Source organism: Streptomyces sp. CA-210063, assembly GCF_024612015.1.
Taxonomy (GTDB): Bacteria; Actinomycetota; Actinomycetes; order Streptomycetales; family Streptomycetaceae; genus Streptomyces.
Map to the genome: position 1 here is coordinate 10,622,111 of NZ_CP102512.1, position 22,463 is coordinate 10,644,573.

The 22,463-nt window shown below is 69.0% G+C and carries 18 protein-coding genes and 5 pseudogenes; 13 read left to right on the forward strand and 10 right to left on the reverse strand.

Annotated features, from left to right (window positions below; genetic code table 11):
- Positions 1 to 120: 120 nt before the first annotated feature.
- Positions 121 to 387, reverse strand: coding sequence for a hypothetical protein (locus JIX56_RS48270; RefSeq protein WP_443032094.1), 267 nt, complete (start codon positions 385 to 387; stop codon positions 121 to 123).
- On the reverse strand, positions 306 to 2,738 hold the full coding sequence (locus JIX56_RS46350; RefSeq protein ID WP_257550344.1) for a cytochrome P450: 2,433 nt from the start codon (positions 2,736 to 2,738) through the stop codon (positions 306 to 308). The genes JIX56_RS48270 and JIX56_RS46350 overlap by 82 nt, the downstream gene beginning before the upstream one ends.
- A 963-nt stretch (positions 2,739 to 3,701) precedes the next feature.
- Between JIX56_RS46350 and JIX56_RS46355 the strand changes: the two genes are divergently transcribed.
- Complete coding sequence (locus tag JIX56_RS46355; protein ID WP_257550345.1) at positions 3,702 to 6,038, forward strand: ATP-binding protein; 2,337 nt, start codon at positions 3,702 to 3,704, stop codon at positions 6,036 to 6,038.
- 483 nt (positions 6,039 to 6,521) lie between these two features.
- Here the strand turns inward: JIX56_RS46355 and JIX56_RS46365 are convergent.
- Positions 6,522 to 6,755: pseudogene (locus JIX56_RS46365) on the reverse strand (peptidoglycan bridge formation protein FemAB); the annotation flags it as partial.
- 3 nt (positions 6,756 to 6,758) lie between these two features.
- Positions 6,759 to 7,277, reverse strand: a complete 519-nt coding sequence (locus JIX56_RS46370; RefSeq protein WP_257550346.1) for a hypothetical protein — start codon at positions 7,275 to 7,277, stop codon at positions 6,759 to 6,761.
- Between the two features lie 251 nt (positions 7,278 to 7,528).
- On the opposite strand from JIX56_RS46370, the gene JIX56_RS46375 reads away from it, so the two are divergent.
- On the forward strand, positions 7,529 to 8,188 hold the full coding sequence (locus JIX56_RS46375) for a GNAT family N-acetyltransferase (protein ID WP_257550347.1): 660 nt from the start codon (positions 7,529 to 7,531) through the stop codon (positions 8,186 to 8,188).
- 88 nt (positions 8,189 to 8,276) lie between these two features.
- Here JIX56_RS46375 and JIX56_RS46380 read toward each other — a convergent pair.
- Positions 8,277 to 8,393 (reverse strand): annotated as a pseudogene (locus tag JIX56_RS46380) (Uma2 family endonuclease); the annotation flags it as partial.
- Positions 8,394 to 8,517: 124 nt separating this feature from the next.
- A pseudogene (locus JIX56_RS46385) lies at positions 8,518 to 8,817 on the reverse strand (Uma2 family endonuclease); the annotation flags it as partial.
- 335 nt (positions 8,818 to 9,152) lie between these two features.
- Here JIX56_RS46385 and JIX56_RS46390 point away from each other — a divergent pair.
- Positions 9,153 to 10,166: a L,D-transpeptidase family protein gene (locus JIX56_RS46390; protein WP_257550348.1), complete on the forward strand. Its 1,014-nt coding sequence runs from the start codon at positions 9,153 to 9,155 to the stop codon at positions 10,164 to 10,166.
- Between the two features lie 103 nt (positions 10,167 to 10,269).
- Here the strand turns inward: JIX56_RS46390 and JIX56_RS46395 are convergent, their stop codons facing one another.
- Positions 10,270 to 10,758: a WD40 repeat domain-containing protein gene (locus JIX56_RS46395; RefSeq protein ID WP_257550349.1), complete on the reverse strand. Its 489-nt coding sequence runs from the start codon at positions 10,756 to 10,758 to the stop codon at positions 10,270 to 10,272.
- A gap of 337 nt (positions 10,759 to 11,095) precedes the next feature.
- On the opposite strand from JIX56_RS46395, the gene JIX56_RS46400 reads away from it, so the two are divergent.
- From JIX56_RS46400 to JIX56_RS46420, 5 genes and pseudogenes are all read left to right on the forward strand, one after another.
- The gene (locus JIX56_RS46400; RefSeq protein ID WP_257550350.1) at positions 11,096 to 12,217 is read left to right on the forward strand and encodes a DUF4037 domain-containing protein; all 1,122 of its coding nucleotides are present in this window, start codon (positions 11,096 to 11,098) and stop codon (positions 12,215 to 12,217) included.
- Positions 12,218 to 12,359: 142 nt separating this feature from the next.
- Entirely contained in the window at positions 12,360 to 13,205 is an 846-nt protein-coding gene (locus JIX56_RS46405) for a DUF3626 domain-containing protein (protein WP_257550352.1), read from the forward strand.
- 385 nt (positions 13,206 to 13,590) lie between these two features.
- On the forward strand, positions 13,591 to 14,802 hold the full coding sequence (locus JIX56_RS46410) for an NAD(P)/FAD-dependent oxidoreductase (protein ID WP_257550354.1): 1,212 nt from the start codon (positions 13,591 to 13,593) through the stop codon (positions 14,800 to 14,802).
- Entirely contained in the window at positions 14,799 to 15,704 is a 906-nt protein-coding gene (locus tag JIX56_RS46415; protein ID WP_257550356.1) for an RNA polymerase sigma-70 factor, read from the forward strand. The genes JIX56_RS46410 and JIX56_RS46415 overlap by 4 nt, the downstream gene beginning before the upstream one ends.
- Before the next feature lie 196 nt (positions 15,705 to 15,900).
- Positions 15,901 to 16,026, forward strand: a pseudogene (locus tag JIX56_RS46420) (IS630 family transposase); the annotation flags it as partial.
- A gap of 61 nt (positions 16,027 to 16,087) precedes the next feature.
- Here the strand turns inward: JIX56_RS46420 and JIX56_RS46425 are convergent.
- Positions 16,088 to 16,741 carry a class I SAM-dependent methyltransferase gene (locus tag JIX56_RS46425; RefSeq protein ID WP_257550358.1) on the reverse strand — a complete coding sequence of 218 codons (654 nt, stop codon included), beginning with the start codon at positions 16,739 to 16,741 and terminating at the stop codon, positions 16,088 to 16,090.
- 567 nt (positions 16,742 to 17,308) lie between these two features.
- Positions 17,309 to 18,228: pseudogene (locus tag JIX56_RS46430) on the reverse strand (helix-turn-helix domain-containing protein).
- 107 nt (positions 18,229 to 18,335) lie between these two features.
- On the opposite strand from JIX56_RS46430, the gene JIX56_RS46435 reads away from it, so the two are divergent.
- From JIX56_RS46435 to JIX56_RS46445, 3 genes are all read left to right on the forward strand, one after another.
- Positions 18,336 to 18,776: a DnaJ C-terminal domain-containing protein gene (locus tag JIX56_RS46435; protein ID WP_257550361.1), complete on the forward strand. Its 441-nt coding sequence runs from the start codon at positions 18,336 to 18,338 to the stop codon at positions 18,774 to 18,776.
- Between the two features lie 175 nt (positions 18,777 to 18,951).
- Complete coding sequence (locus JIX56_RS46440; protein ID WP_257550363.1) at positions 18,952 to 20,202, forward strand: hypothetical protein; 1,251 nt, start codon at positions 18,952 to 18,954, stop codon at positions 20,200 to 20,202.
- 178 nt (positions 20,203 to 20,380) lie between these two features.
- Positions 20,381 to 20,872, forward strand: coding sequence for a hypothetical protein (locus tag JIX56_RS46445; RefSeq protein ID WP_257550365.1), 492 nt, complete (start codon positions 20,381 to 20,383; stop codon positions 20,870 to 20,872).
- A gap of 6 nt (positions 20,873 to 20,878) precedes the next feature.
- On the opposite strand, the gene JIX56_RS46450 is transcribed toward JIX56_RS46445, so the two are convergent.
- Entirely contained in the window at positions 20,879 to 21,169 is a 291-nt protein-coding gene (locus tag JIX56_RS46450; protein ID WP_257550367.1) for a hypothetical protein, read from the reverse strand.
- Between the two features lie 49 nt (positions 21,170 to 21,218).
- Here JIX56_RS46450 and JIX56_RS46455 point away from each other — a divergent pair, with 49 nt between their 5' ends.
- Together JIX56_RS46455 and uppS are read left to right on the forward strand one after the other, a co-directional pair.
- Positions 21,219 to 21,485, forward strand: a complete 267-nt coding sequence (locus JIX56_RS46455) for a hypothetical protein (protein ID WP_257550369.1) — start codon at positions 21,219 to 21,221, stop codon at positions 21,483 to 21,485.
- A 280-nt stretch (positions 21,486 to 21,765) separates the two neighbouring features.
- On the forward strand, positions 21,766 to 22,455 hold the full coding sequence (uppS, locus tag JIX56_RS46460; protein ID WP_257550371.1) for a polyprenyl diphosphate synthase: 690 nt from the start codon (positions 21,766 to 21,768) through the stop codon (positions 22,453 to 22,455).
- Positions 22,456 to 22,463 lie beyond the last annotated feature (8 nt).

The following is a 22,463-nucleotide window of genomic DNA, read 5'->3' on the forward strand; positions in this document are numbered from 1 at the left end:
AGACGTACGTCCCTGATGTGCCGTGCCGGGAGGTGTGCGGGCCGGGTTACATCTCCGCGCGGTAGCGCGAGGCGAGACAGCGTGCGGGGAGTGTGCGCTCCCCGCACACGCCAGGGGTTCTCACTCAGAGGCGGGGGCCTCGGTACTGGCAGACCTTGTTGGTGCCCGGCCCGCCGGGAGCCTGTCCGTGCCCGCGCCGCCGCGCAGTACGTCGTTGCCGCTGTTGCCGTACATCGTGTCGGTGTCACCGGAATTAAGGATCCCTGTCGCTGGTGTCTCGGGGAGGGAGTACGTGCCGACCGGGGTCAGCCGGCCCAGACGTCCTCGACGTACGTGCCGGACTCCGTCATGGCGGTCAGCCAGCTGGCGGCCTCGTCGGCGGCGGATCCGGTGTGCTCGCGGTAGACGGCCTGGAGGGCTGCGCGTACTCCGGGGGCCATGCGGCGCCCGTCGCCGCAGACGTACACCCGCCCTCCGTCTTGCAGGACCGACCAGACCTCGGCACTCTCCTTGGCAATGCGGTCCTGGACGAAGCGGACGCCGCCCTCGGGGGCGTAGCTGAAGGTGGGGCGCAGGCTGACGGCTCCGGCGTCCTGGGCCGCCTGGAGTTCCTCGCGGTGGAGGAAGTCGACGTCGGGGTGGTCGCAGCCGAAGTAGCACAGCAGTGTCCCGGTGGCTTTGCCGTGCAGTCGGTCGAGGACAGCGCCGCGGAAGGGTGCCAGTCCGGTGCCCGCGCTGACCATGATCACGGGGACCGCAGGGTCCTGCGGCAGGCGGAAGGCTTCGCTGCGGGGGAGCACCCGCGCCTGGAGGGTGTCGCCCGCGCCGACGGTCTGCAGGTAGTGGGAGGCGATGCCGCGGAAGATGCCCTCGCCGCCGCGGTGCGGGGCCTTCAGGAGCGACACCATCAAGTCCACCTCGCCGGGCGCGGCCGCGGCGGACGAGGAGATCGAGTAGTGCCGTGGCCGCAGAACGGGCAGCAGTTCCAGAAAGCGCTCGAACAAAAGTTCGCAGGTGTGGTAGCGCTCCAGCAGGTCCAGAAGGCTGCACCCGGCGTCGACCCGCTCGCGGAAGGCGTCGGGTGCGACTGCGGCGAGTTCGGCCAGGGGGTGTTCGGGCGGGCAGGCGGTGTGCTCGGCGAGCACGGCGACCTGCTCCTGGGTGGCGGTGTCCTGCAGTTCCACGCAGTCGGTGAGCATCTGACGCAGGGTGAGCGGGCGGTCGACGGGCAGGGCGTTGGGGCTGCGGCGGCGCGCCTTCGGCCGTACGGTGCGGTCCAGGTCGAGGCCGAAGCGGTAGGCGACCCGATGCACGAGACCGGCCGGGTTGCGCGGAAGTACCGCCAGGTGGTCGCCGGTGCGGTAGGTGACGCCGTCGGGCAACCGCAGCCGGATGAAGCGCTTGGAGCGGCCGAGCGGATGGTCCATGTCGACCAGTTCGTAGGCGTCCAGTACCTCCATGGGCTGTACGCCGTGCCGTGCCGCGAGCGGGCCGGTGACCGACTCCGTGGCGTCCTGAAGCTCGTACGGCCTCTGGCCCGCGTCGGCTCCGCCGCCCTGTCCGGCCGGTTCCGCGCCGGCCTGTACCGGGCTTCCGTACTTGTCCAGCAGGGCGTTCCACAGGCCGCCGGTCCACCGGTCGACGGTGCCGGCGAAGTCCCCCGCGGCGTCGGCGGCGCCGCGCTCCAGCAGGGGCGCTGCACCGGCGGCGGCAAGCCGCTCGTCCATGAGCGTCGGGACGCGCTGGTAGGTGGCGGCCCACTTGCGGTCGCCGACACCGAGCACCGCGTACGGGACTCCGTCGAGCGAGCCGGGCCGCAGCTCCTCCAGCCATGACACGAACCGGGCCGCGTCGTCGGTGGGCCCGCCGTTGTAGGAGGCGGCGACGATCACTACCGGGCCGTCGGCGTCAGTGAGTTCGCCCACGGCGTCGTTGAGCAAGGCGACGGTGGTGGCGAAGCCGTGTTCGTCGCCGTCCACAGCGAGGTCAGCGGCTATGCCGTAGCAGGTCCCGAGGTTGGAGCCGTGCAGCACGGTCAGCTTCGTCCCGGCCGCGCGCCGGGCCGCAGACTGTCCCTGTCCAAGGGGTGCGCCGGTGGCAGCGGAGCTGGGCATGCGGCGCCCGCTGTTGTCGCGTCGGGCCAGGTTCAGGGTGAAGCTGCCGGGCTTGAGGGTGAGGGACTGCTTGATCTTGAGCTGGTAGCTGGTGTGGTCGATCAGACGGAAGCAGTGCACCAGCAGGGCGAGTAGGTCCGTCGCCTCGTGCAGGGCGAACTGGCGCCCGGTGCAAGCCCGTTCGCCGTTGCCGAATGGCTTGAACAGATGGACCGGGCGTGCGGACTCGCGTTCAGCCGAGAACCGCTCCGGGGCGAACAGCTCAACGTTGTCCCCCCAGGCGGGATCTCGGTGCAGCTGCGGGATCAGCGCCATGAGCGACTTGCCCTCATGCACGGCATCCTTGCCGTAGGTGAGTTTGCCGAAGTCCGTGTACTGCGGGTCGGGATCGGCCGCATCGCCCCACAAGGCGTCCACTTCCACCTGGGCGCGGGCCAGTACCTCGGGGTGTTTGGTCAAGTAGTGCAGCACGAACGGCAGCAGGCTGGTGGGCTTATGCCCGGCGATGAGGAAAGTGATCGCCGGGCAGCCCGGGTTGGCCAGGCCGGTAACGGCGCCTGGTCGTCCGTGGGCGATGCCGCTCGGGCGGTAACGGACACTGGGCCCGGTGGTGTGCGGAATCATGCTGCTGACGGTTCCTTAGAGATCTCACAGGGTCTCCGGTGGGGAACCGGGGCGGCCCTGCCGTGGCGTGTGGAGGCGGTGACAATGCCGGTTACGTCAGCCGGAGATCCTGGCGCCGACGGGCCGCGCCGTAGGTCCGGGTCCTATGGCGTCGGCGCAACCTGTTCTCGGACCGGGCCGCCGGGGTGAGGCTCGCGCGTGTGCCCCTGGCGGCACCGGCAACGCTCCTGATGGCTCGGGCGGTTCCCCCGATGTCCTTCCCCGCGTCCTGCTGGATGTCCGGCCGCGCGATGCGGTCGGTGAAGGCCTTCGTCGCGCCCTCGGACGTAGTGGTCGGCCGTCGCGCCGGCGCTTCGGCAGATCGGAAAGGCCGGTCTCGGCCGACCGCGACCACCTGTACGGGCCCCAGGCAAGGGGGCAAGGGCCCTCCGGTAGGGCGTCCACGGCGCTTGCCACGGCCGTGAGCGCCACCGGTGAGGACGGCGTTGCTTCATGCCGAAAAGCATCTACGCCTGGCCTGTTTCTTGACTATGGGTAGTTCTACAGGGGGGCCACGGGGCGTTCGGCGTTGCAGCGTTCACTCCATCCGCGACGGCCGCAAGAAGCGCCGTACTGTCCCCGGAGGGCTGTCCTCGGCGGCGGACAGGGTTCCGCAGCGGTGGCACTGCCCGCCATCCGGCCGCGTGCCGTCTGCGACAGCGCTCCGGTGCCGGTGTGTCCCGGAACGTCGGACGGCTGCTGCGTGCCTGTCCGCCTCCGGCATAAGCTGTCGAACTCATGGCGTCGGTGTCTCTGCCGGGGACGGTTTGCGCGGATTTCCGGGACAGGCCACCGGCTGTACGCCGAGAATTCCAAGTGACGAAGCAGTACTGAGTGGCCCGGTCGGCGGCGATTCCGCAGCAGTCGACTTCCGCGCAGTAGCGCTTTCTGACGGGCGGAAAGACAGCAGGGAGCGAGACAGCTGTGACCGTTGCTGCCTCAGAGGCGGGGAACCTGCCCGCAGCGCTGACCACTTTCATAGGCCGGCGGCGCGAGGCCGCCGAGATTCGTCGTCTCCTCGGTGCCGCGAGGCTCCTGACGCTCACTGGGGCAGGTGGTATCGGTAAGACCAGGCTGGCGCTGGAGGCGGCTGCCGCGTCCAGAAACGTCTTTCCGGACGGAGTGTGGCTGGTGGACCTGGCTCCCGTGCTGGATCCGAAGGCCGTGGCCGGTGCAACGGCGGCAGCCCTGGGCGTGCGTGACGTCGGTTCCAGACCCGTACTCGAAAGGCTCGCGGCGCATCTGTCCCGGCGCCAGGCACTGATCGTTCTGGACAACTGCGAACACGTGGTGGACGCCGGTGCGGAGCTGGCCCAGATGCTTCTGTCAGCCGCTCCACGGCTGCGTATCCTCACAACGAGCCGCCGGACGCTGCGCATCGCCGGCGAGTACGTTTTCGAAGTGCCTGCTCTGGAACTGAATGAGGCAGTGGACCTGCTGGTGGCTCGGTCCGCCGCCGTCCAGCCGGAATTCCAGCTCGATGACGCGGGTCGAAACCAGGCCGCCCGGCTGTGTGCCGCGCTGGACCGGCTGCCGCTGGCCATCGAATTGGCCGCGTCGCGGCTACGGACCCTGACGATCGGACAATTGACGGACCGCCTGGAAGACCGCTTTACCCTGCTCACGCGCGGCAACGGAACCGCCCGCCCTCGGCATCGCACCCTGCGGGCACTGATCGAGTGGAGCTACGAGCTGTGCTCCCCTGCCGAGCGAATCCTGTGGAACAGGCTCTCGGTGTTCGTGGGCGGTTTCAGCCTGGAGGCGGCCGAACGTGTCTGTGCCGGTGAGGCGATATCCCGGCCTGACGTACTGGACCTCCTCGACGCCTTGATCGCCCAGTCCGTCGTCCTCACGGCCGAACGCGCGGAAGTGGTCCGCTACAGGATGCTGGAGACCATTCGTCAGTATGGGATGCGCAAGCTCGCGGAGTCCGGCGAGGAGCCCGCCCTGCGGCGGCGGCACCGTGGATATTTCCTCGCCCTCGCCAAGCGCACCGCAGACGGCTGGTTCGGTCCCGGACAGGAAGCGGCTCTGACACGGCTCCGCGCCGAACACGACAATTTCCTGGCAGCGTTGCAGCGCGGCGATGTACCGGCATCGGCCCAGTCCCCGGACCGGGCGGAGGCCGCGGCGTCAGAGCCCGGTGACGCCCAGACTGCGCTGGCACTGGCCGAGGCTCTGAGCATCCACTGGTGCGCCGGCGGTGCTCTTGGTGACGGACGCCGCTGGCTCGGCCGACTGCTCGCAGCCGCGCCCGAGCCCACCCAGACCCGGGCAACCGCCCTGGTGGCGGCCGCCTGGGTGGCGATCCTCCAAGGCGATCTGGCAGTGGCCGCCCAGTGGCTCGACGAGGCCGAGATGCTGGGTGATCGATTCGACGATCCGCGGGTGCGGGCGCGGGTCATGGGATTTCGCGGCATGTCAGCGCTGTGCCAGGGGCGTCCGCACGCGGCCCTGGGCCTGTATGAGGAGGCCGTGGACCGCCTGGAGGCACTGGGCGAAACACACGCGACGGTGTTCTGGCTCTTCCTGCTGACCACCGCCAAAGCACAGCTCCAAGACCCGGCCGCCGCGGAGATCGGTACACGAGCGGTGGCTGTGGCGGAGGCACACGGGGAGCGGCTGTGCCGCGCCTACGCTCTGTGGGCACTGGGCTTCGACGCCTGGATACGAGGCGACAACGGCGCAGCCACCGAGTCGGCACGGGCCGGGCTGGAGATTCAACAGAGCTTCAACGACCCGATCGGAAGCGCGATGCTCGTCGGCCTCCTTGCCTGGATCGCCGGCTCTGACGGCGACCACCAGCGGGCAGCCTTTCTGCAGGGTGCGGTGGGTGCCCTGTGGCAGGGCATCGGCACATCCATGAGTGCCTTCGGCCCTCAGATATACGAACTCCAGGCACATTTCGAGAAGGAAACCGTGGACACCCTCGGCCCGACGGCGTTCCAGAAAGCCATCACGGAGGGCAGTCAGTACGACAGTCCAGGTCGTGCCATCGAACTGGCTCTCAGGGCGTCAACCGATAAGGGGAGGAATGCCGCAGCTGCCCACTCAGATCCCTTGACCCCCCGGGAAAGGGAAGTGGCCGCACTCGTGGCCGAGGGCATGAGTAACCGGCAGATCGCCTCGGCGCTCGACCTGTCACCACGCACGGTGGACCGCCATATCGAGCACATCCTGGCCAAGCTCGCATTCCCCTCCCGCGCCCGAGTCGCTGCCTGGTGGGTGGCGAATCAGCACCGATTCCGCCCCATTCCGTAACTGGGCGTCTGACCCCAGGGGGGCTCACGGGCCGAGCCGGTCGGCGAGCAGCGAATGGAAGCACCGACCGCCGACGGATCGGCGGACACGGGCCCGGCAGCCCGCCGGGCACAGACTGTCACCTCCGGCTGGGCCGACCACCTCGTCGAAGGTGGCGGCGACGGCATCGTCACAACTGCAATGCCGACGGGGCGTGCCGGGCCTCGGAGTGCTCACCCGCAGCTCATCCACGTAGCGGTCTGTCCCGGGCACCGTCGGTATGAACGGTGCGACGATGCCGTCGCCCAGCCCCGACGTCGCCACCGCCGCGTCCAGGTCCGCGAAGTGCTCGCGCCGGCGGTCGCGGGGATCGTGCTCGAGGAACCAGAGCAGTGTCAGCCGAGTCCCGACCCCCTCGACCTGCTTGACGTATGTCATCCGGTCCAGGGGCAGGGCTGTCAGCGCGAAGACGGTCACCATGGCCGCAGGCGAACCCGCCAGCCGTTTCAAGTGCGCGAGCCTCGGCTCCAGCCATCGCTGAAAATCAGGCGCGGCCCAGTCGACGACCGGGCCCTCGGGCAGGTAGGCGAGATACCGCTTCAGCTTCGGCAACGGCCGCAGCAGCAGCAGTCCCACGCCGACGAGACGGTCGCTCCCGTCGAACCAGCCCAGGCTCTCCGCCCGCCAGTCCGGCTTCACATCCCCCCACGAAGGAACCTGCATGTGACTTACCGAGGGCGGTTACAGTTCGGCCGTGGCCCAGGCAGACAAGTCCAGGTGGAAGGCCCGCACGGCGAGTTGGATGTTGTCGGTGTCGATCCGCGGCTGTCCGTCGGCCTTGACCGAAATGCGCTCCAGCCAGGCTCTGTAAGTCTCTGGGGAGAGCCTGAGATCATTTTGCTCCGGGTTGACAGACTCGATCGTCTGCCAGAAGTCGCGCGCCAGCGTGCGGGCGAGGGCCGAAGTACTGGAGAAGTCCAGACCATCGGCGACCCGGATGCGCGTGTAGTCCACCAGCAGTCGCTCAACAGCCTTGTTCCGCAGCTCGTATCTGCTGATCAGTGCGGCCAGATCGTGCGTTCTTCCGTTCAGGGCTCGGCGCAGGGTGTTGGGCGTGGTGGGCGGGAAGTGGCCGGTCTCGCACAGGATCTCCCACAGCACTCGGGCTTCGAAGGAGACGTCGCCGGTGCCGATGGTGGTGCGGATGCGCCGCCATTCCCAGGCGTAGTGCAGCAGTGCCGATGGCGTCAGGTCGCTCATCGCACGTCCGCCTGCCAGCCCGGCTGCTGGGCCCTTTGCAGCAGCTCCGGCCCCGGGGCGCTGTCGCTGACCACGACCGCACCACCATCCGCAGCTTCCTGCTCACCGGCCACCAGCATTCCCGGCAGCCGGTGTTCATCCTGTCCTGCGACGAAAGTATCGTCCGCGAGGCCCTCATCGGAGTCCGTCCCGGTTCGCGCGCACCCGGTACATTCGGCCGGACACACCAGGACGAATGCACGGGGGATCCCATGGTCTGGTCGCTCATACGACGCCGACGGGCTGACGCGAGGCGCCCGGTCCCGGACGCGTGCACCCCCGGCCGTCACGCCCTGTCCACCCCGCGCCTGCTGTTCTACGCCCCGGTGACCCAACTCGACGCGTTGGCGGCCATCGCCACCGGCGCGGACCCCGAGGCCCAGCGCTGGCAAGGGAATCAGGCCGACCAGGTCGTACCGGACGCCGACATCAGACGGTCTCTGCTCCGTATGCGTCCGGCCGACGCCACCCGCCTCCTGACCAACCCCGAGCTGGCCGAGCCCTTCGAACCCGGCCCCGAGATGCCCGAGCTCCTGGTCTGTGTACGCCGCGACACCGGTCGCTACGCCGGATGCCTCGAACTCGACCACGACAGGGGCGAGATCGGCGGCAACCTCGCCCCGGACCACCGCGGCCAGGGCCTCGGCGCGGAACTGTTCCTGGCGGGCGCGCTGTGGGCCCACGGCCACGTCGGTCTGCCGACGGTACGGGCGGGCACGGCGACGGCGAACGTCGCATGCCGCCGCGCCCTGGAACGCGCAGGCTTCGTCCCGGCCCCCGGACCTCCCCGCCACACCCTGCCCGACGGCCGCGAGTTGGACAGCGTCTGGTTCCAGCACGAGGGCGCCGTGTCGACTTGCGCGAGAGCCTGAGGCAGGGGTTGGGGGGGCGGAGGAGTGCGTCGCCGCTCAGACTCGGCCGTGTCCAGCTCGAACCCGAGAGGAGCGGGCAGCGACACGGTCAGCCCCGCTTGTGCTGGGGGCTCTTGGCGTAGGCGTCGCCGGACGGCTCGGAGTGAACCGTCACCTCGCCCTTCTCGCGATCGACCAGGAGGTAGACCGGGATGCCGACGCGGGCATAGCCGAGAGGCGCCTTCTCCCGGTCGCGATCGGCGGTGCTGTCCGAGGTGACTTCGGCGACGAGGAGGACGGCGGAGGGGTCGTGCCATTTGTCTTTGTCGTCGAAGTTCCCTTGGGGCGATGACGAGGTCGGGGACGACGTGACCCGTTACGGAGCGCCCGGGGACGTTCAGGCCGATGCCGGTGAACGAGCGCAGGGCCTGATCGCGTCGCCGGTCGACGACCTGCGCGGCGATCTCCGACACGATCTCCGCATGCTGTCCGCCACCCAGTGACGTCACGCAGATCTCCCCGTCGATCAGCTCGACGCGCCAGCACTTGGGGGCCATCGCGCCGAACAGTTCGAAGACCTGCTCCACGCCCGCCCCCTCGGGGGCGGGCGCGAACAGCTCTGCTGCCGACATCGTGGTCGTGGACCTCATTCCCCGAAGCCACCTTCACAGCGGGGGCCGACGACTCACGCCGAGATTCAGGAGCCCTTCACCCGAACGAGCTGGTTTTTACGTTTCCGTGGTTCCAGCGGATGATCCAGTCACCGCCGGGCGCCACGACCGCGTTGCGTGCACCTGCTCCTCGCTCTCCGGACAACAGCGCCGCTTTCCGGCCACCAGCAGCCGCATAGGTGGCGGAATTTCGCGCAACCGCACCCCAACCGCTCGCGTCCCTGCTGACGATCGTGGCTCTCTGGTTGACGATCGCACCTCGCTCATTTCCACGAATCCAATGGCACTCAACGAACACCGAACGGGGACCTGACATGAGCACCTCAACCCTGACTACGCGGCGTCACATCGCCGCCGCGGCTGCCCTCGCCTCCGCCCTCGCGGTCGGTATCACGGCGACCGCTCCGCTCGACACCGCCGAGGCGCAGCCGGCCGCCGCCGCGAACGCCGCCGCGGCCGCATCCTGGCCGACGGTGAAGTCGGGCCAGCGGGGCACCGACGTCACGACCGTCCAGCTGCTGCTGAACCAGCGCGGCTACAGCCTCAAGGCCGACGGCGTCTTCGGCTCCGGCACCGCGGCCAAGGTCAAGTCCTTCCAGAAGGCCAAGGGCCTCAAGGCGGACGGCATCGTCGGCCCCAACACCTGGGCCAAGCTCATCGTCACCGTCAAGAGCGGCTCCAAGGGCTCCGCCGTCAAGGCACTCCAGCTCCAGCTGACCGACAACGGCTACGCCACCAACGCCGACGGCGCATTCGGCGCCCGTACCGCCGAGAAGGTCCGCGCCTTCCAGAAGGCCAAGGGCCTCCAGGCCGACGGCATCGTCGGCGCCAACACCTGGGCCGCGCTCGTCCGGGGCGGCGGCAGCAGCGGCGGCGGCGGGGGCGCGGTGACCCTGAAGTTCGACAAGGGCACCGTGACCAACTCGAAGCTGTACGTCCTCAAGGGCGGCAAGGTGATCGCCAGCTACCGTGCGGGATCCGGCACCATCACGAACGAGTGCACCACGGGCAAGGGCTGGCTGCCCACCGCTACCTACAGCATCGGCGGCCACTGGAAGAACTACAACGGCAGCCTGATCAAGGGCTACGCGATCCGCCTCGCCGACAAGCGCTGCAACAACGGCAAGGGGACCCTGCGCACCGAGCTGTTCATCCACAGCGAGATGACCAGCGGCGGCGGCCAGGGCTCCACCGAGCAGACACGCTGGGACGGCGTCGGCGACTACAAGTCGGCTGGCTGCATCAAGCTGCACCCCAACGACATCAAGAGCCTGTTCAAGCAGCTGGACAAGAACGGCTGGCCGAAGTCGCTGACGGTCGTCAACTGACCCGCTGAACGCCGGGTGCCCGGGCGGGGATGTGTCCACATCCCCGCCCGGGCACCCGCGTGCGGTCCATCAAAAGAGCCCGGCAAGTGCACGAGTACGGCCGTCACCCGCACACCCTCCGATACGGCGCGTCCGGTACGTACGTCTCCCACTCCGCCCTCGTCAGGGCCACGTTTCCCGCGCGGGCGCAGGCATGGGTGGTGGCGCGGGTGGGGTCGACGGGGTAGTGCTGGAGGGGGACGCGGTCGCCGCCGACCAGGAGGGTGGTGTTGTCAGGACTGAAGGCGAGGGAGCGGATGGGCTCGCCGGGGGTGGGGAAGGGGCCGCCGAGGGTCTGTTGAGTGGTGGTGTCCCAGAGGCGGAGGGTGCCGGCGTCGCCGCCCACGGAGAGGGTCTGGCCGTCGGGGCTGAACGCCAACGCGCTGATGTGGCCGCCCTGGACGAGGTCGAGCGCGGCGCTCCGCGTGAAGCCGTGGCGGGCGATGCGGTTGTCGCCGACGACCAGATCGTTGCGGGGACTGAGGGCGAGCCGCCCGCTGGCCTGGCCGGGGTCGGTGATGGATCCGTCCAGCGGTGGCTGGCGTTGTCCCACATCTCGTTGACCGGCTCGCCGGTGGCCGGGGTCCGGGTGATGAAGGGCGCTGCCGTCGGAGCTCAGGCCCAGGGCGGTCACGGGTGTGCCGGACTCGGTCGTCGACAGATCCAGCGTGCTCTGCCGGTGGTCGTGGGTGAGCTCCCAGACGGTGAACCGCTGCGGGGCGGGTCGTGGTGGCCGCCGCGGCGGTGCCGGGTGCGGAGACGCCGGCAGGCGGCGGGCGTCTGTAGCTGCAGTTGGCGGATCGGACTGGCCGTACGCGCAGTCAACCGCGACCTGCCGGATGTGGAAAAGCCTTCGACCGACCACACGCCGATCCGGCACCCTCCCCAGCATGACCACGCCGTCCTTCATCCCCGGACTGGAACTCTCCCGCCGCTTCTACCTCGAAGCCGTACGGCCCCTGTTGGACGAGGCCGCCCCCGGGATTACCCACTCCGCCGCCCGCCTCGGCAGCGGCTCGGAAGTCCTCGGATTCGACACCGCCCGCTCCGCCGACCACGAGTGGGGGCCCCGCCTGCAGATCTTCCTGCACCCGCAGGACGTCAACCACCACAGAGCGAGGATCACGGCACTGCTCTCCGAACGCCTGCCGAAGACCTTCAGCGGCTACCCGACACACTTCGCCCCCACCGGCGAATCGGGCATCCGGGTCATGCAGACGACCGACGGACCGGTACACCACCGAGTCGAAGTCACAGACCCAGGCGCCTGGTTCACCGCGCAACTGGGCTTCGACCCGAGCAAGGACATCACCCTGGCGGACTGGCTGGCCACCCCCACTCAGCTCCTCGCCGAGGTCACTGCCGGTGCCGTCTTCCACGACGGACTCGGCCAGCTCGCACCAGCCCGCGCCACCCTCCACTGGTACCCCCACGACCTCTGGCTCTACCTACTCGCCTGCCAGTGGCAACGCATCTCCCAGGAAGAAGCCTTTGTCGGGCGCTGCGGCGAAGTGGACGACGAAATCGGCTCCGCCATCGTCGCCGCTCGCCTGGTGCGCGATCTGATGCGACTCTGCCTGCTCATGGACCGCCGCTACCCGCCCTACAGCAAGTGGCTCGGCAGCGCCTTCGCCCGCACCCCCCAGGCACCCGCCCTCAGCCCGGTCCTCACCGCGGCCCTCGCCGCCACCGACTGGCACACCCGCGAACATCACCTGGCCCACGCCTACGAGGCCGTCGCGGCCACACACAACCAACTCGGCCTCACCGACCCTGTCGACCCCACCACGCGGCCTTACCACGCCAGACCCTTTCAGGTCCTGCACGCCGAACGCTTCACCGCGGCGCTGACCACCCGCATCACCGACCCGGCCCTCCGCACCCTGCCGACGATCGGCAACGTCGACCAGTTCATCGACGGCACCGACGTCCTCAGCCATCCGGAACTGACACGCGCCGCCACCCGCGCAACCGTCTGCTTTCCCCCTGAGACCTCCGTCTCAAAGCAATAGAGGGAGAGAGCGAAGCCGCCTGACAATGGGGGACGTTCATCTGTACGCCGCAGGGGAGCCAAGGCCGTACGCCGACAGCAAGGCTGCCGGTGTCTCACAAACTGACGTGCGTTGCACATTGCCGTCCGTGCACACTCCACGCATGGGTGCTGACATCGTCGTATCGCTTCAGGAGAAGGCTCTGCTGCATGTCGCGGCTTCATGTGGAGGAGGGCCGCTCGCTGGGGATCTCCGAGTGACGATGCACTTTCATCCCGACCGTCCCGCAGAGGATCGTCCGATCCTGGCCCAGATGGTGGAAGACGGTGTTTACCGGTCACAGTTCGTGACAGGCACGAGCAACGGTGGTCTGACCGCTCACCCTGGTGGAGACCGGTGGCGTTGGGAGAGTCGTATCTTCGGCGGTGCGTACGACGAGGCCCCGGCTGACCAGCGCCCCGTATACGGTGCGCTGAACTATCGCCGTGATCCGGTCGGTGGTGCACCGCGGTTCGGCTCTTCGTACTTCAGACTCAACACCGAGACCCTGAGACGCACCACTTTCTGTTACCCCGACAGTTCGACCGAGCCTTCCCACTTCGGCATAGCCGACCGCTGCTCGCTCATCGAACTGGCTGAGGCGAGCAAGTTGGACGCCCTGGACTGTCACATCGAGGCACAGATTCACGGACGGGTCAGGTTCGACTGTGACGTCGAGGCGCTGGTGCTGGACCCCAGCTATCGCGGCACAGAGGTTGGATTCGCAGCTCATCGCCTCCCGTGCCCAATCGAATGGCATCCAGGTTTCCGGCTCAGCGTGGCTGAACTACGGCGTCACTCAAGCTACCGGGGACAGGAATACGTTGACCTGGGTGCTGAGATCGCCGTCGATGGCCTGCTCAACCCCAAGGTCATCGGGGATGCCGCCCGCACTGGCCGATACGGCCTTCAGGACCTCAAGAAGGTCTGGCACTGCCTGGCACGCTTCGGAGAGCGCACCGCCTGCTGACCAGCAACGTCACCTCGGGGCCGGACAGGCTGGGCTGCTGAGCAATTACCTGATAGGGCGTCACTCAGTCAGCGCCTCTTGGATGCGTGGGCGGCTGGCGGGCTGGCCGGGTAGTAGGAGTTCGGGATGCTCGCTGCTGGCAAGCGGCCCCAGGGCTGCGCGCGACCGGCCTGTGGTGGTCTGCTGTTCGATGAGACGAACCAGCGTTGTTGAGACTCCTTGAATTTCCCCACCCTCGCTCTTCGCCGAGTTGATTGCGGGCTCAACCAGGAGGCGCACCCCCTACCAAGCCGACTGTGGCGCGCATCACATTGACCTCATGTCACGGACTGGCTCGCAGCTTCCATCCACTGGTCGTCAACAGCGAGCGGAGGAAGGCAAAGCGATGAGCACACAGCACGAAACCGGCACGGTGACCACCACCCACGACGTTTTGATCCTGGGCGCGGGTTATGCGGGCATGTCCGCAGCCATACAGCTCGCGACCCGGGTCAAGCGGCGCGAGGATGTGCAGGTGACCCTGGTGAACGCGCAGGAGCGGTTCACCGAGCGGCTGCGGTTGCACATGACGGCGACAGGGCAGCAGCTCGCCGAACTGAGCATTCCAGAGCTGCTGGAGGGGACGGGCGCACAGTTCGTGCGTGGCTGGGTGACGGCGGTGGATGCGGACGCACGGACGGTGCGCATCGACGACGACCGGGTGCTGCACTACGACACGCTGGTGTACGGCTTGGGCAGCGTGGCCGACACGACTGCGGTGCCGGGCGTCGACGACCACGCGTACACCCTCAACAGCCCCCAGGACGCCGAGGTGCTGGCCGACCGGCTGGCGCGGCTCGGAAGCGGCACGGTGGTGGTGGCCGGCAGCGGGCTGACCGGCATCGAGTCGGCTGCGGAGATCGCCGAGCGGTACCCGGAGCTGAACGTCGTACTGCTGGGCCGGGACGAACCTGGTGCGGCCATGAACCCGAAGGCCAGGACGTACCTGCAGTCGGCGCTCGACCGCCTCGGCGTCCGGGTGCGCAGCGGCGTCGAGGCGGTGAAGGCGCTGCCCGGGTCGGTCGAACTGGCGGGCGGGGAGAGCATCGCCGCCGATGTCGTCCTGTGGACGAGCGGTACGCGGGTGTCGCCGTTGGCAGCAGCCGCCGGACTGGCCGTCGACGAACGTGGCCGTATCGTCACCGACACCGCGCTGCGTTCGGTGTCGCACCCCGATGTGTACGCCATCGGTGACGCCGCGGCGATCCGCCAGGGGTACGGCGTCATGCATGGCACCTGCCAGGGCGGGATGCCGACCGGTGTGCACGCCGCGGTGTCGATCGTCCGAGCGCTGAAGGGCAAGCGGCCCAAGTCGTTCCGCTTCGGCTACTACCACACGCCGGTGAGCCTGGGCCGGCAAGATGCAGTCGTGCAGTTCACCCGTCCCGACGACAGCCCGCGGCGCATTCATATGACCGGCCGGATGGCGGTCCGGTATAAGGAGACGGTGAGTGCCGCGCCCTGGTCGACCTTCGGTCGTATGAAGAAGATGCCCGCTTCGGGCGCGTTCTGGCCGCACGGCGGTCGCTTCACCCGCGTCGCCGAGGGTGCCGAGTGAGCGCCGACCAGCAGGTTTTTCACGAGTATCGCAGGCTGCTGTTCTCCGTGGCCTACCGCGTCCTCGGCTCCGCGGCCGACGCCGAGGACGCGGTGCAGGACGCCTGGATCAAGTGGTCGTCCGCCGACCGTTCCCAAGTCGCCGATCCCAAGGCGTACTTGACGCGGATCGTGTCCAACCTGGCGCTGGAACGCCTGCGTTCCACCCGGCACAAGCGCGAGACCTACGTCGGCCCGTGGCTGCCCGAGCCCATCCTCACCAGCGGCGACACCGCCGATGCCGTCACGGACGCCGAGTCGGTGTCGATGGCGATGCTGGTGGTGCTGGAGACGCTGAGCCCGCTGGAGCGCGCGGTCTTCGTGCTGAAGGAGGTCTTCGGCTTCAGCCACGCCGAGATCGCGGAGGCGGTGGAACGGTCCGAGGCGGCGGTACGACAGGCCGCGCACCGTGCGCGTGAGCACGTACGGGCCCGGAGGCCCCGGTTTGTGGCCGACCGCTCTCGGCAGCGCGAGGTCACCGAGCGGTTCTTCGCCGCAGCGACCGGTGGTGACATCAACACCCTGATGGAGCTGTTGTCCCCGGACGTCACCCTGTGGACCGACGGCGGCGGAAAGGTCCGTCAGGCGCTCAAGCCGGTCGTGGGAGCGCGGACGGTGGCCTCGTGGTTCGCGGCCATCGGCACGGTCACCTACCAGGGCGTCCAGCCCGCCGACATGCGCGCCGAGCTCGTCGAGATCAACGGCGGTCCGGGCATGGTGTTCAGCGCCCCGGACCGGGTGATCGCCGCCGTCACCTTCGACTTCGACGCCGACGGTCGTATCACCGCCATCCACAACGTCGCCAACCCCGACAAACTTCAGGCCATCACGGACGGCACCGCCCACGACGTCGCGACGCGGTGAGCGTTGGGCGGGAACTACCCTCGGACGGCAACCGAGGGTCGGCCCGGAAGGGTCCGCTCACCCTTTGACCGGTCATGGTCGCGACCGCTGGGAGGCCGGGCGGACCCGCTTCACCGACAACAGCCGGCTCGCGGGGTGAGGAACAAGAGCAGGTCTGGCCTACGAGGTGAGCGGAATTTCAAGAAGCGCCATCACCTTGCACTGGCGCAACCAGAACGCACGCCATCCAGGCGTCCTGGCCGCGCAGTGCCGGGAACGCGCCCGTGTCCGCAGCGAGAAAGGCATCCGCTGGGGCGGCTGCCCTCTCAACCCAGCGGTCTGACCGCCCGCCCCGTGATCGTCGGCGGTCCAGCCGAGCGGCCTCACCCCGGGAGCGAGCCCCGTCAGGGCGTTTCGGGCTTGCGGGCCAGGAGGCAGGCGTGCGGTCTGTTCACGCGTCCGCCGGGCTCCTGTTCCAGTCTCGCGGTGACGACGAGTCCGGCCTGGCCCAGCAGGTCGACCATGCGGTCCAGGGGCAGGAGGTACGACTCGTAGGACACCGGACGGCCATAGCCGTGGGTCGGCTGCAGCCGCTCATTGCCGACATAGTCTCCCCAGAGCAGGTAGCCGCCGGGCGCGAGCGTGCGGTGGAACTCGGCGAACACATCCGGCAGCCACTGCGGGGGCGTGTGATGGGTGGAGTACCAGGCCAGGATGCCGCCGAGCTCGTCGTCCCTCATCTCCAGCGCGGTCATCGAGCCCTCGGTGAACCGCAGGTTCGGATAGGCGTGCCGGGCCAGCCCGACCATCTTCGGCGACAGATCGACGCCGAAGACGGACAGCCCCAGCCCGGCCAGGTGCGCCGTCACGCGTCCGGGGCCGCACCCCAGGTCCGCGACCGGCCCCAGACCGGCCGTCCGCACCAGTTCGGCAAACCCCGCCAGCATCGCGCGTGACATCGGGTCCATCTCGGCCGGAGGCGGGACGTGTTCGACGTAATCGGCGGCGATCGTGTCGTACGACTCGCGGACGGCGGTCAGAAAGGAGAGCTCAGCCATGCGGGCGACGCTAGACCAGGCAACTGACAGACCATGGCGCGACCTTCAGCTGACCTGCGCGGCATCCACCGCTGCCGACACCGACACCGACACCGGCAAAGCCGCCATCGACACCGTCCTTGCCGAGGCCGCAGCCCGCGGACGGCGCCCCACCGTGACCGCAGTCGAGCGGTTCCTGGACATCGCGCACGCCACCTTCCACCGGCACTACGCCGACCTGATCGACGTGCACTTCCGGCCCCGCATCCCGGCCTGCGGCTGCGGCTGCGGTTGCGGTTGCGACGGAACCCTCCGGATCCGATGTACGTACGGAAGCCAACCTGAGCCGGCTACGGAAGGAGAACAGCGACCTGCGCCGCACCCTCGCCCTGTACGAGGAGGCCATCCGCCAGCTGGCCATCGAAAACGATGCCCTGCGCAGTGGCGCCGCCGTCATTCCCCTGCCCAACCGCAGCACGCTCGCGCCACCCGGGCCGTCCTGAATCCGACACCCCCCGCAGGCGCCTGGCGTGCGACAGGACGCTGGGCGTGGCGCGCAGCCAACTACCGATGATCAAGGGAAGTTCATCAAGCCGTGCGTGCCGGCGGCATCCCGGCTCCCGCCCTTGTCGCGTCGGTGCCCCAGCTGGCCAGCAGTCGTAGTGCCTCCGCGGACGGGGAGTTGGGCTCGGCGTGGTATGTCACCAGCATCTGTTCGTGGTCGTCGGCCTGGTGGAACGACTCGAGGCGGAGGTCGAGTTCGCCGACGAGCGGGTGGTGCAGGCGCTGGATGCCGTGGCACTTCTCCTTGACGTCGTGGGTGGCCCACAGCCGCCGGAACTCCTCGCTCTTCACGGAGGGTTCGCCCACCAGAGCGGACAGCCGGGGGTCCTTCGGATGGGAGCCGGCGTCCATGCGCAGCTGAGAGACGACGTCGCTCGCTTTGTGCTCCCAGTCCACGAACAAGTCGTGGTATTCGGGCCTCAGAAACACCAGCCGTGCCCAGTTCTGCTCCTGCGTGGGCAGTTCGGCCCAGTCGCCGAAGACCGCCCCGGCCATCCGGTTCCAGACGAGGATGTCCGAGCGCCGCCCCACGAGGATCGCCGGAACACCGTCCATGGTGTCCAGCAGCGTCCGCAGGGGACCCCGCACCTGCTGGGCGCGGACGGCCGGCTTCTTCTGCTGCTTCGGCTTCGCCAGGTGCGCGAGGTGGGCGTGCTCGGCGTCGCTCAGTCTGAGCGCGCGGGCGATGGCGTCGAGGACCTCCGCCGACACGTTCCGCCCGTTGCCCTGTTCCAGTCGCGTGTAGTACGCCACGGACACCCCGGCCAGCTGGGCCAGCTCCTCGCGGCGCAGCCCCGGCACCCGCCGGTGCCGGCCGAACCCCGCAGCCCCACGTCCTCCGGCTTCAGCCGGGCCCGCCGGGTGCGCAGGAACTCGCTGAGCTCGGCACGCGGGTCCAGCGCGCCGGCGGCGGGCTCGTGCACCGGTTCGGGGTATTCGTCCATGCCTCGAGTATGGGCAACGCCCCTTCAGCGGAACGTCCTGGCACCTGGTCAACCAGCACCTCAACGAGCAGCCCGCCCCGCTGCGCACCCTGCGCCCGGACGCTCCCATGGAACTGGAGCGGTTCGTCGCCCGGCTCCTGGCCAAGGATCCGGACCAGCGACCGGCCAGCGCCGGAGAGGTCTGGGACATCCTCAAAGAGATCAACGACTGGCACTTCGGCGACGCACCGCCCATCCGCGGCCCCAACGTCGCCACCGAGGTGCTCGTCACCCGGGCAGAAGCCACGGACGGCGCGATCATCCCCCTGCGCTTCACCACCCACCGGGCGTGCCCCGTATGCGCCACCAGAGAAGACCCCGACGCGGCGCGCACCTGCACCACGTGCCAGGGGACCGGCCAGGTCATCCATGAGCAAATCACTCACAAGGTCTGTCTCCCCGCCGGCCTCCGGGACGGGCAGAAGGTCCGGGTCAGGGAACTGGGCGGGCCAGGGAAGCACGGTGGCGCGCCAGGGGACCTGTACGTCACCGTGGAGATCGCCGACTGATCAGCCGCCGGCCTCCGGCTCGCGGAGCTCAGGCCTCGCCCACCGTCGCCGCCCTGATAGTGCTGCTGGTGCGCCTCGAACGTTGCACCAGCCATCGGCTGGATCGCGCCGTGTCCCGCCGTTGCGGGTCGGGTACGGCTTCGGTAACTGTCCGTCGTGGTGGGGAGGCAGTCGGGTGGGGAAGGCGAGCCGGGGCAAGCGGGAGCGCAGCAGGGAAATGGCCGGGCAGTGGACGGCGGCCGGTGCGGCCCGGACGGCGCACCGCTTGCGGGAGCAGACCCAGCGGTCTTTGACGGGTAACCAGTGGGTGCAGATGACGCTCGCCTCCAACATCAACAACGTCATTAACGAGCTGTACGCCGTGCTGCGGAACAGCAATCTCGCCGACATGGCGGACAAGCCCGAGGACATCGAGCGGGATGCGGCGTGGTCGATGACGCTGGGCAAGCAGGGACTTCGGCCGCCGTGGCCCCGGGCAGCCGGGGAGGCTGCCGCGTGGCAGATACGGGAGATCCAGAAGCTGCTGCGGCAGGCTGAGGTCCTCGTCATCTCCCCGGCTGCGCATGCTGCGGTCATGGCCGCGGCCGCGACCCTTGAGCCGGCCGACATCAGCACCCTGGACCGTGACCGGGACATCCTCGTGCCCACCGGGCTGCTGGTGTTGCCGGAGGCGGTCGTGGTCGTCAACCGCACCGGCTCACTGTCAGACATCAAGGTGTTCGGGTGGCAGTTCATCACCCAGCACCAAATCCTGCCCACCGCCCAGTACGCCGGCGTGCGGGTGACGACATTCATGGACCGCGACGGGCCGGTGCAGCCGACCGGGTGGCGGCAGGCGGTCTCTCAGGCGCGCGCGTCCGGCAGCCCGCTGCCCCCGCTGATGCCGGACGGCATGTACGGGATGCGGGGTGATGCGTGCCTGGCGGAGGAGAGCACCGAGACGCTCGCGGACCTGTCCGAGTTCCATCGACAGATGCAGAGGGCCCTCACCCGGGCCTCCCAGTGGCGTGCCGAGGCGGTTCCCGACACAGGCGAGTGGGGCGGCGGCCGGGTGGAGGACCCGTACGACGACTTCACGGGTCGTTACATGTTCGCTTTCTGGCGGCTGATCGCCCAGGGTGTCACGGCCGTTGGTCCGTCTCCGGCCGCATCCGGGGTGGGCGCACCCCTCACAGGGGACGGCTCCGCACCCCGCGACCCCGAAGTACGGGTCATCCGGCTCGCTGCGCCCTCGCCCCGTGCGTCGGATCCAGTGGGGGAGACGAAGCGGGTGTACCACCACCGGTGGCCAGTGCGGATGCACAAGGTGAGGCAGTGGTATCCCAGCCGTAAGGAACACCGGGTGATCTGGCGGGGCCCGTATATCAAGGGGCCCGCCGAGGCACCTCTGATGATGGGGGAGAAGGCCTACCTGGTCGATTCATGATGTGCAGGGACTCCCCTCCGTCACCGCTCACGTTGGTGGGCCGAACCAGGTAGTCGAGCGAGGTAGCCAGGCGGAGCCGGCCCTCCTGTGACTCCTGACCGACCCACGTAGCCGGGTCGAGGTTGGCTGCGGCGAAGCCGATGAGGTGCCGTTGATACCCGCTGCTTTGCCGTTCGGTATGGCGCAGGATCGCGAGCAGTGCGAGGGCAGGCGGCCGGTTTGGCGCCACCAGCTCTCCACCCTGGATGTTCCGCAGATCGTCGACGCGCACTGCCCCGACCACCCGGACGGCTGCAGTGTCCACCAGCCGAGGCTGCGGCCCCGTGCGGAGGCGGAGATCGCGTTCGTGGGCATCGGCCCCGGAGCGGGCCGCTGGCTCGAGGATGCCGGACCCGCCGGCGCCACCGGCATCCGCGCCAAGACGGCCCGCGCGGTCGAGCTGGCCACCGTCCTGGGCAACGACAAAGTCGACCAGGCCCTCGGTCTGGCGGCCACGGCCGGGTGCTTCGCCGACGACGACCTGCTCTCGGTCCTGGGACACATCGCGGGCAGCAAGTCCGCTGGCGAGGTCGTCCGCGCGGGCGAAGCCCACTCCGTCCAGAACGGAACCATCGGCTGGCAGGCCCTCGGTCAACCGTCACCCGTCCCCAGGGAATTGACGGCCGGCTGACCGCGGTCAGTCCCCGACGAACCACAGATACCGGTGCCCGTTCTGCTGGAGGACCTGGCACAACTCGCGGGTCTGCCCGACCCAGTCACCGCCGCGAGCGGCCGGGAGCCGGTCGAGTTCCGCCAGCAGCAGCGGCACCTGCCGGTGGTTGAAGACCGCGTCGCCATACGGGTCCATGGCCCAGAGCATCGGAGACTCCGCCGGGTCCAGATCCGCGAATGCAGCGGTCCACTCCACACCACCCTGGGCCCGGGCCACGACGTTCCCGCGGTCGCCCCGCACCGACATATTGATCATCCGTCGAACCTATCGGCGCTCACCCCGACCGACGAAGGAATTGACGACCATGACGTTTCCCCAGGCCCCGGCGCTGCCCGAGGAGTTCGACAAGCTCATGCGCCGCATGCGCCTGCCCTACATGCGCAAAGCGGCCCCGGACGTCCTGGCCACCGCCCGAGCCCAACGCTGGGACCCCGCCGAGGTCCTGCGGCTGCTGATCGCCGAGGAGGTCGTTGGCGAGTCTGGCCGACGTGATCACGCGACCTGCGCGTTGGGCTCCGGAGCCAGCACTCCGGCCCCGGCTAGCCAACTACCGCGCAACGCGTCTCGTTGAACGGCGCTGATTCCAGTGTGGCCCGCCATACATCGCGCGATGTCACACGATGGGTAGTCATATGAATGTCTGGCGTAGTCGATTGGGCAGAATGCCGGTGGCCAGTGCGGCTGGACCCGTTTCCCTTGACGAAGGCGAGGCCACCGTGGCGAACGTGCTTAAGGTCAGGTCTTCGTCAAAGGCGCGAGGCGGTCCGCACCATCCCCGAATCGCAGATCGTGGAGGCGCTGGAGGAGGTCATTGCCCTCGGCGCCCGGGAGACCACCGTGGAGCCGGACTGATGAACACCGTCCACCCCTTACCGCGTCACCTGGCGGTCATCCTCGACGGCAACCGCCGCTGGGCTCTCGCGCACCAGGTGCCCGCTGTGGAGGCCTACCGGCTGGGCGCGCGCCGGGTCCACGAGCTGGTCCAATGCTGTGAGGAGGTCTCCATCCCGTACGTGACCGTGTGGGCGCTGTCCGGCAACAACCTCCAGCGCGGGGACACCACCGCTCGCAGCATCCTCGACGTCGTCATCGATGGCCTGACGGACATGGCCGCCACCGGGCGGTGGCGCATCCGGGCCATCGGCGCGCCCGGCCTGCTCGGCGGCTCACAGGCTGCCGTCCTCTCTTCGATAGCGAAAGACACCCGCGAGTTTGGCCACGTCACGGTGAACGTGGCGCTGGCCTACGACGGGCGCGCCGAAATCGTCGCCGCCGTCAAAGCGATGCTCTCCGTCGACCGCGCGGCGCTCGAGCCGATCACCGAGAGGACCGTAGCCCGCTACCTGTCCACGGCAGGGCAGCCGGACATCGACTTGACGATCCGCACCTCTGGCGAGAAGAGGCTGTCCGGGTTCATGCCCTGGCAGACCACTCAGTCGGAGCTGTACTTCACCGACACCCACTGGCCCGACTTCACTCCCGCTCACCTGCGGGAAGCACTCGACTGGTTCGCCGGCCGCGAGCGCCGCTTCGGCCTGTAGAAGAGGAG

What these genes read in the sequence shown, in the direction of transcription:
- uppS (WP_257550371.1), top strand. Translation starts at nt 21,766, where the DNA reads ATGAACACCGTCCACCCCTTACCGCGTCACCTGGCGGTCATCCTCGAC.
- JIX56_RS46370 (WP_257550346.1), bottom strand. Translation starts at nt 7,277, where the DNA reads ATGAGCGACCTGACGCCATCGGCACTGCTGCACTACGCCTGGGAATGG.
- JIX56_RS46410 (WP_257550354.1), top strand. Translation starts at nt 13,591, where the DNA reads ATGAGCACACAGCACGAAACCGGCACGGTGACCACCACCCACGACGTT.
- JIX56_RS46350 (WP_257550344.1), bottom strand. Translation starts at nt 2,738, where the DNA reads ATGATTCCGCACACCACCGGGCCCAGTGTCCGTTACCGCCCGAGCGGC.
- JIX56_RS46450 (WP_257550367.1), bottom strand. Translation starts at nt 21,169, where the DNA reads ATGATCAATATGTCGGTGCGGGGCGACCGCGGGAACGTCGTGGCCCGG.
- JIX56_RS46435 (WP_257550361.1), top strand. Translation starts at nt 18,336, where the DNA reads ATGGAACTGGAGCGGTTCGTCGCCCGGCTCCTGGCCAAGGATCCGGAC.
- JIX56_RS46455 (WP_257550369.1), top strand. Translation starts at nt 21,219, where the DNA reads ATGACGTTTCCCCAGGCCCCGGCGCTGCCCGAGGAGTTCGACAAGCTC.
- JIX56_RS46405 (WP_257550352.1), top strand. Translation starts at nt 12,360, where the DNA reads ATGGGTGCTGACATCGTCGTATCGCTTCAGGAGAAGGCTCTGCTGCAT.
- JIX56_RS46400 (WP_257550350.1), top strand. Translation starts at nt 11,096, where the DNA reads ATGACCACGCCGTCCTTCATCCCCGGACTGGAACTCTCCCGCCGCTTC.
- JIX56_RS46445 (WP_257550365.1), top strand. Translation starts at nt 20,381, where the DNA reads ATGGCGCAGGATCGCGAGCAGTGCGAGGGCAGGCGGCCGGTTTGGCGC.
- JIX56_RS46390 (WP_257550348.1), top strand. Translation starts at nt 9,153, where the DNA reads ATGAGCACCTCAACCCTGACTACGCGGCGTCACATCGCCGCCGCGGCT.
- JIX56_RS46425 (WP_257550358.1), bottom strand. Translation starts at nt 16,741, where the DNA reads ATGGCTGAGCTCTCCTTTCTGACCGCCGTCCGCGAGTCGTACGACACG.
- JIX56_RS46375 (WP_257550347.1), top strand. Translation starts at nt 7,529, where the DNA reads ATGGTCTGGTCGCTCATACGACGCCGACGGGCTGACGCGAGGCGCCCG.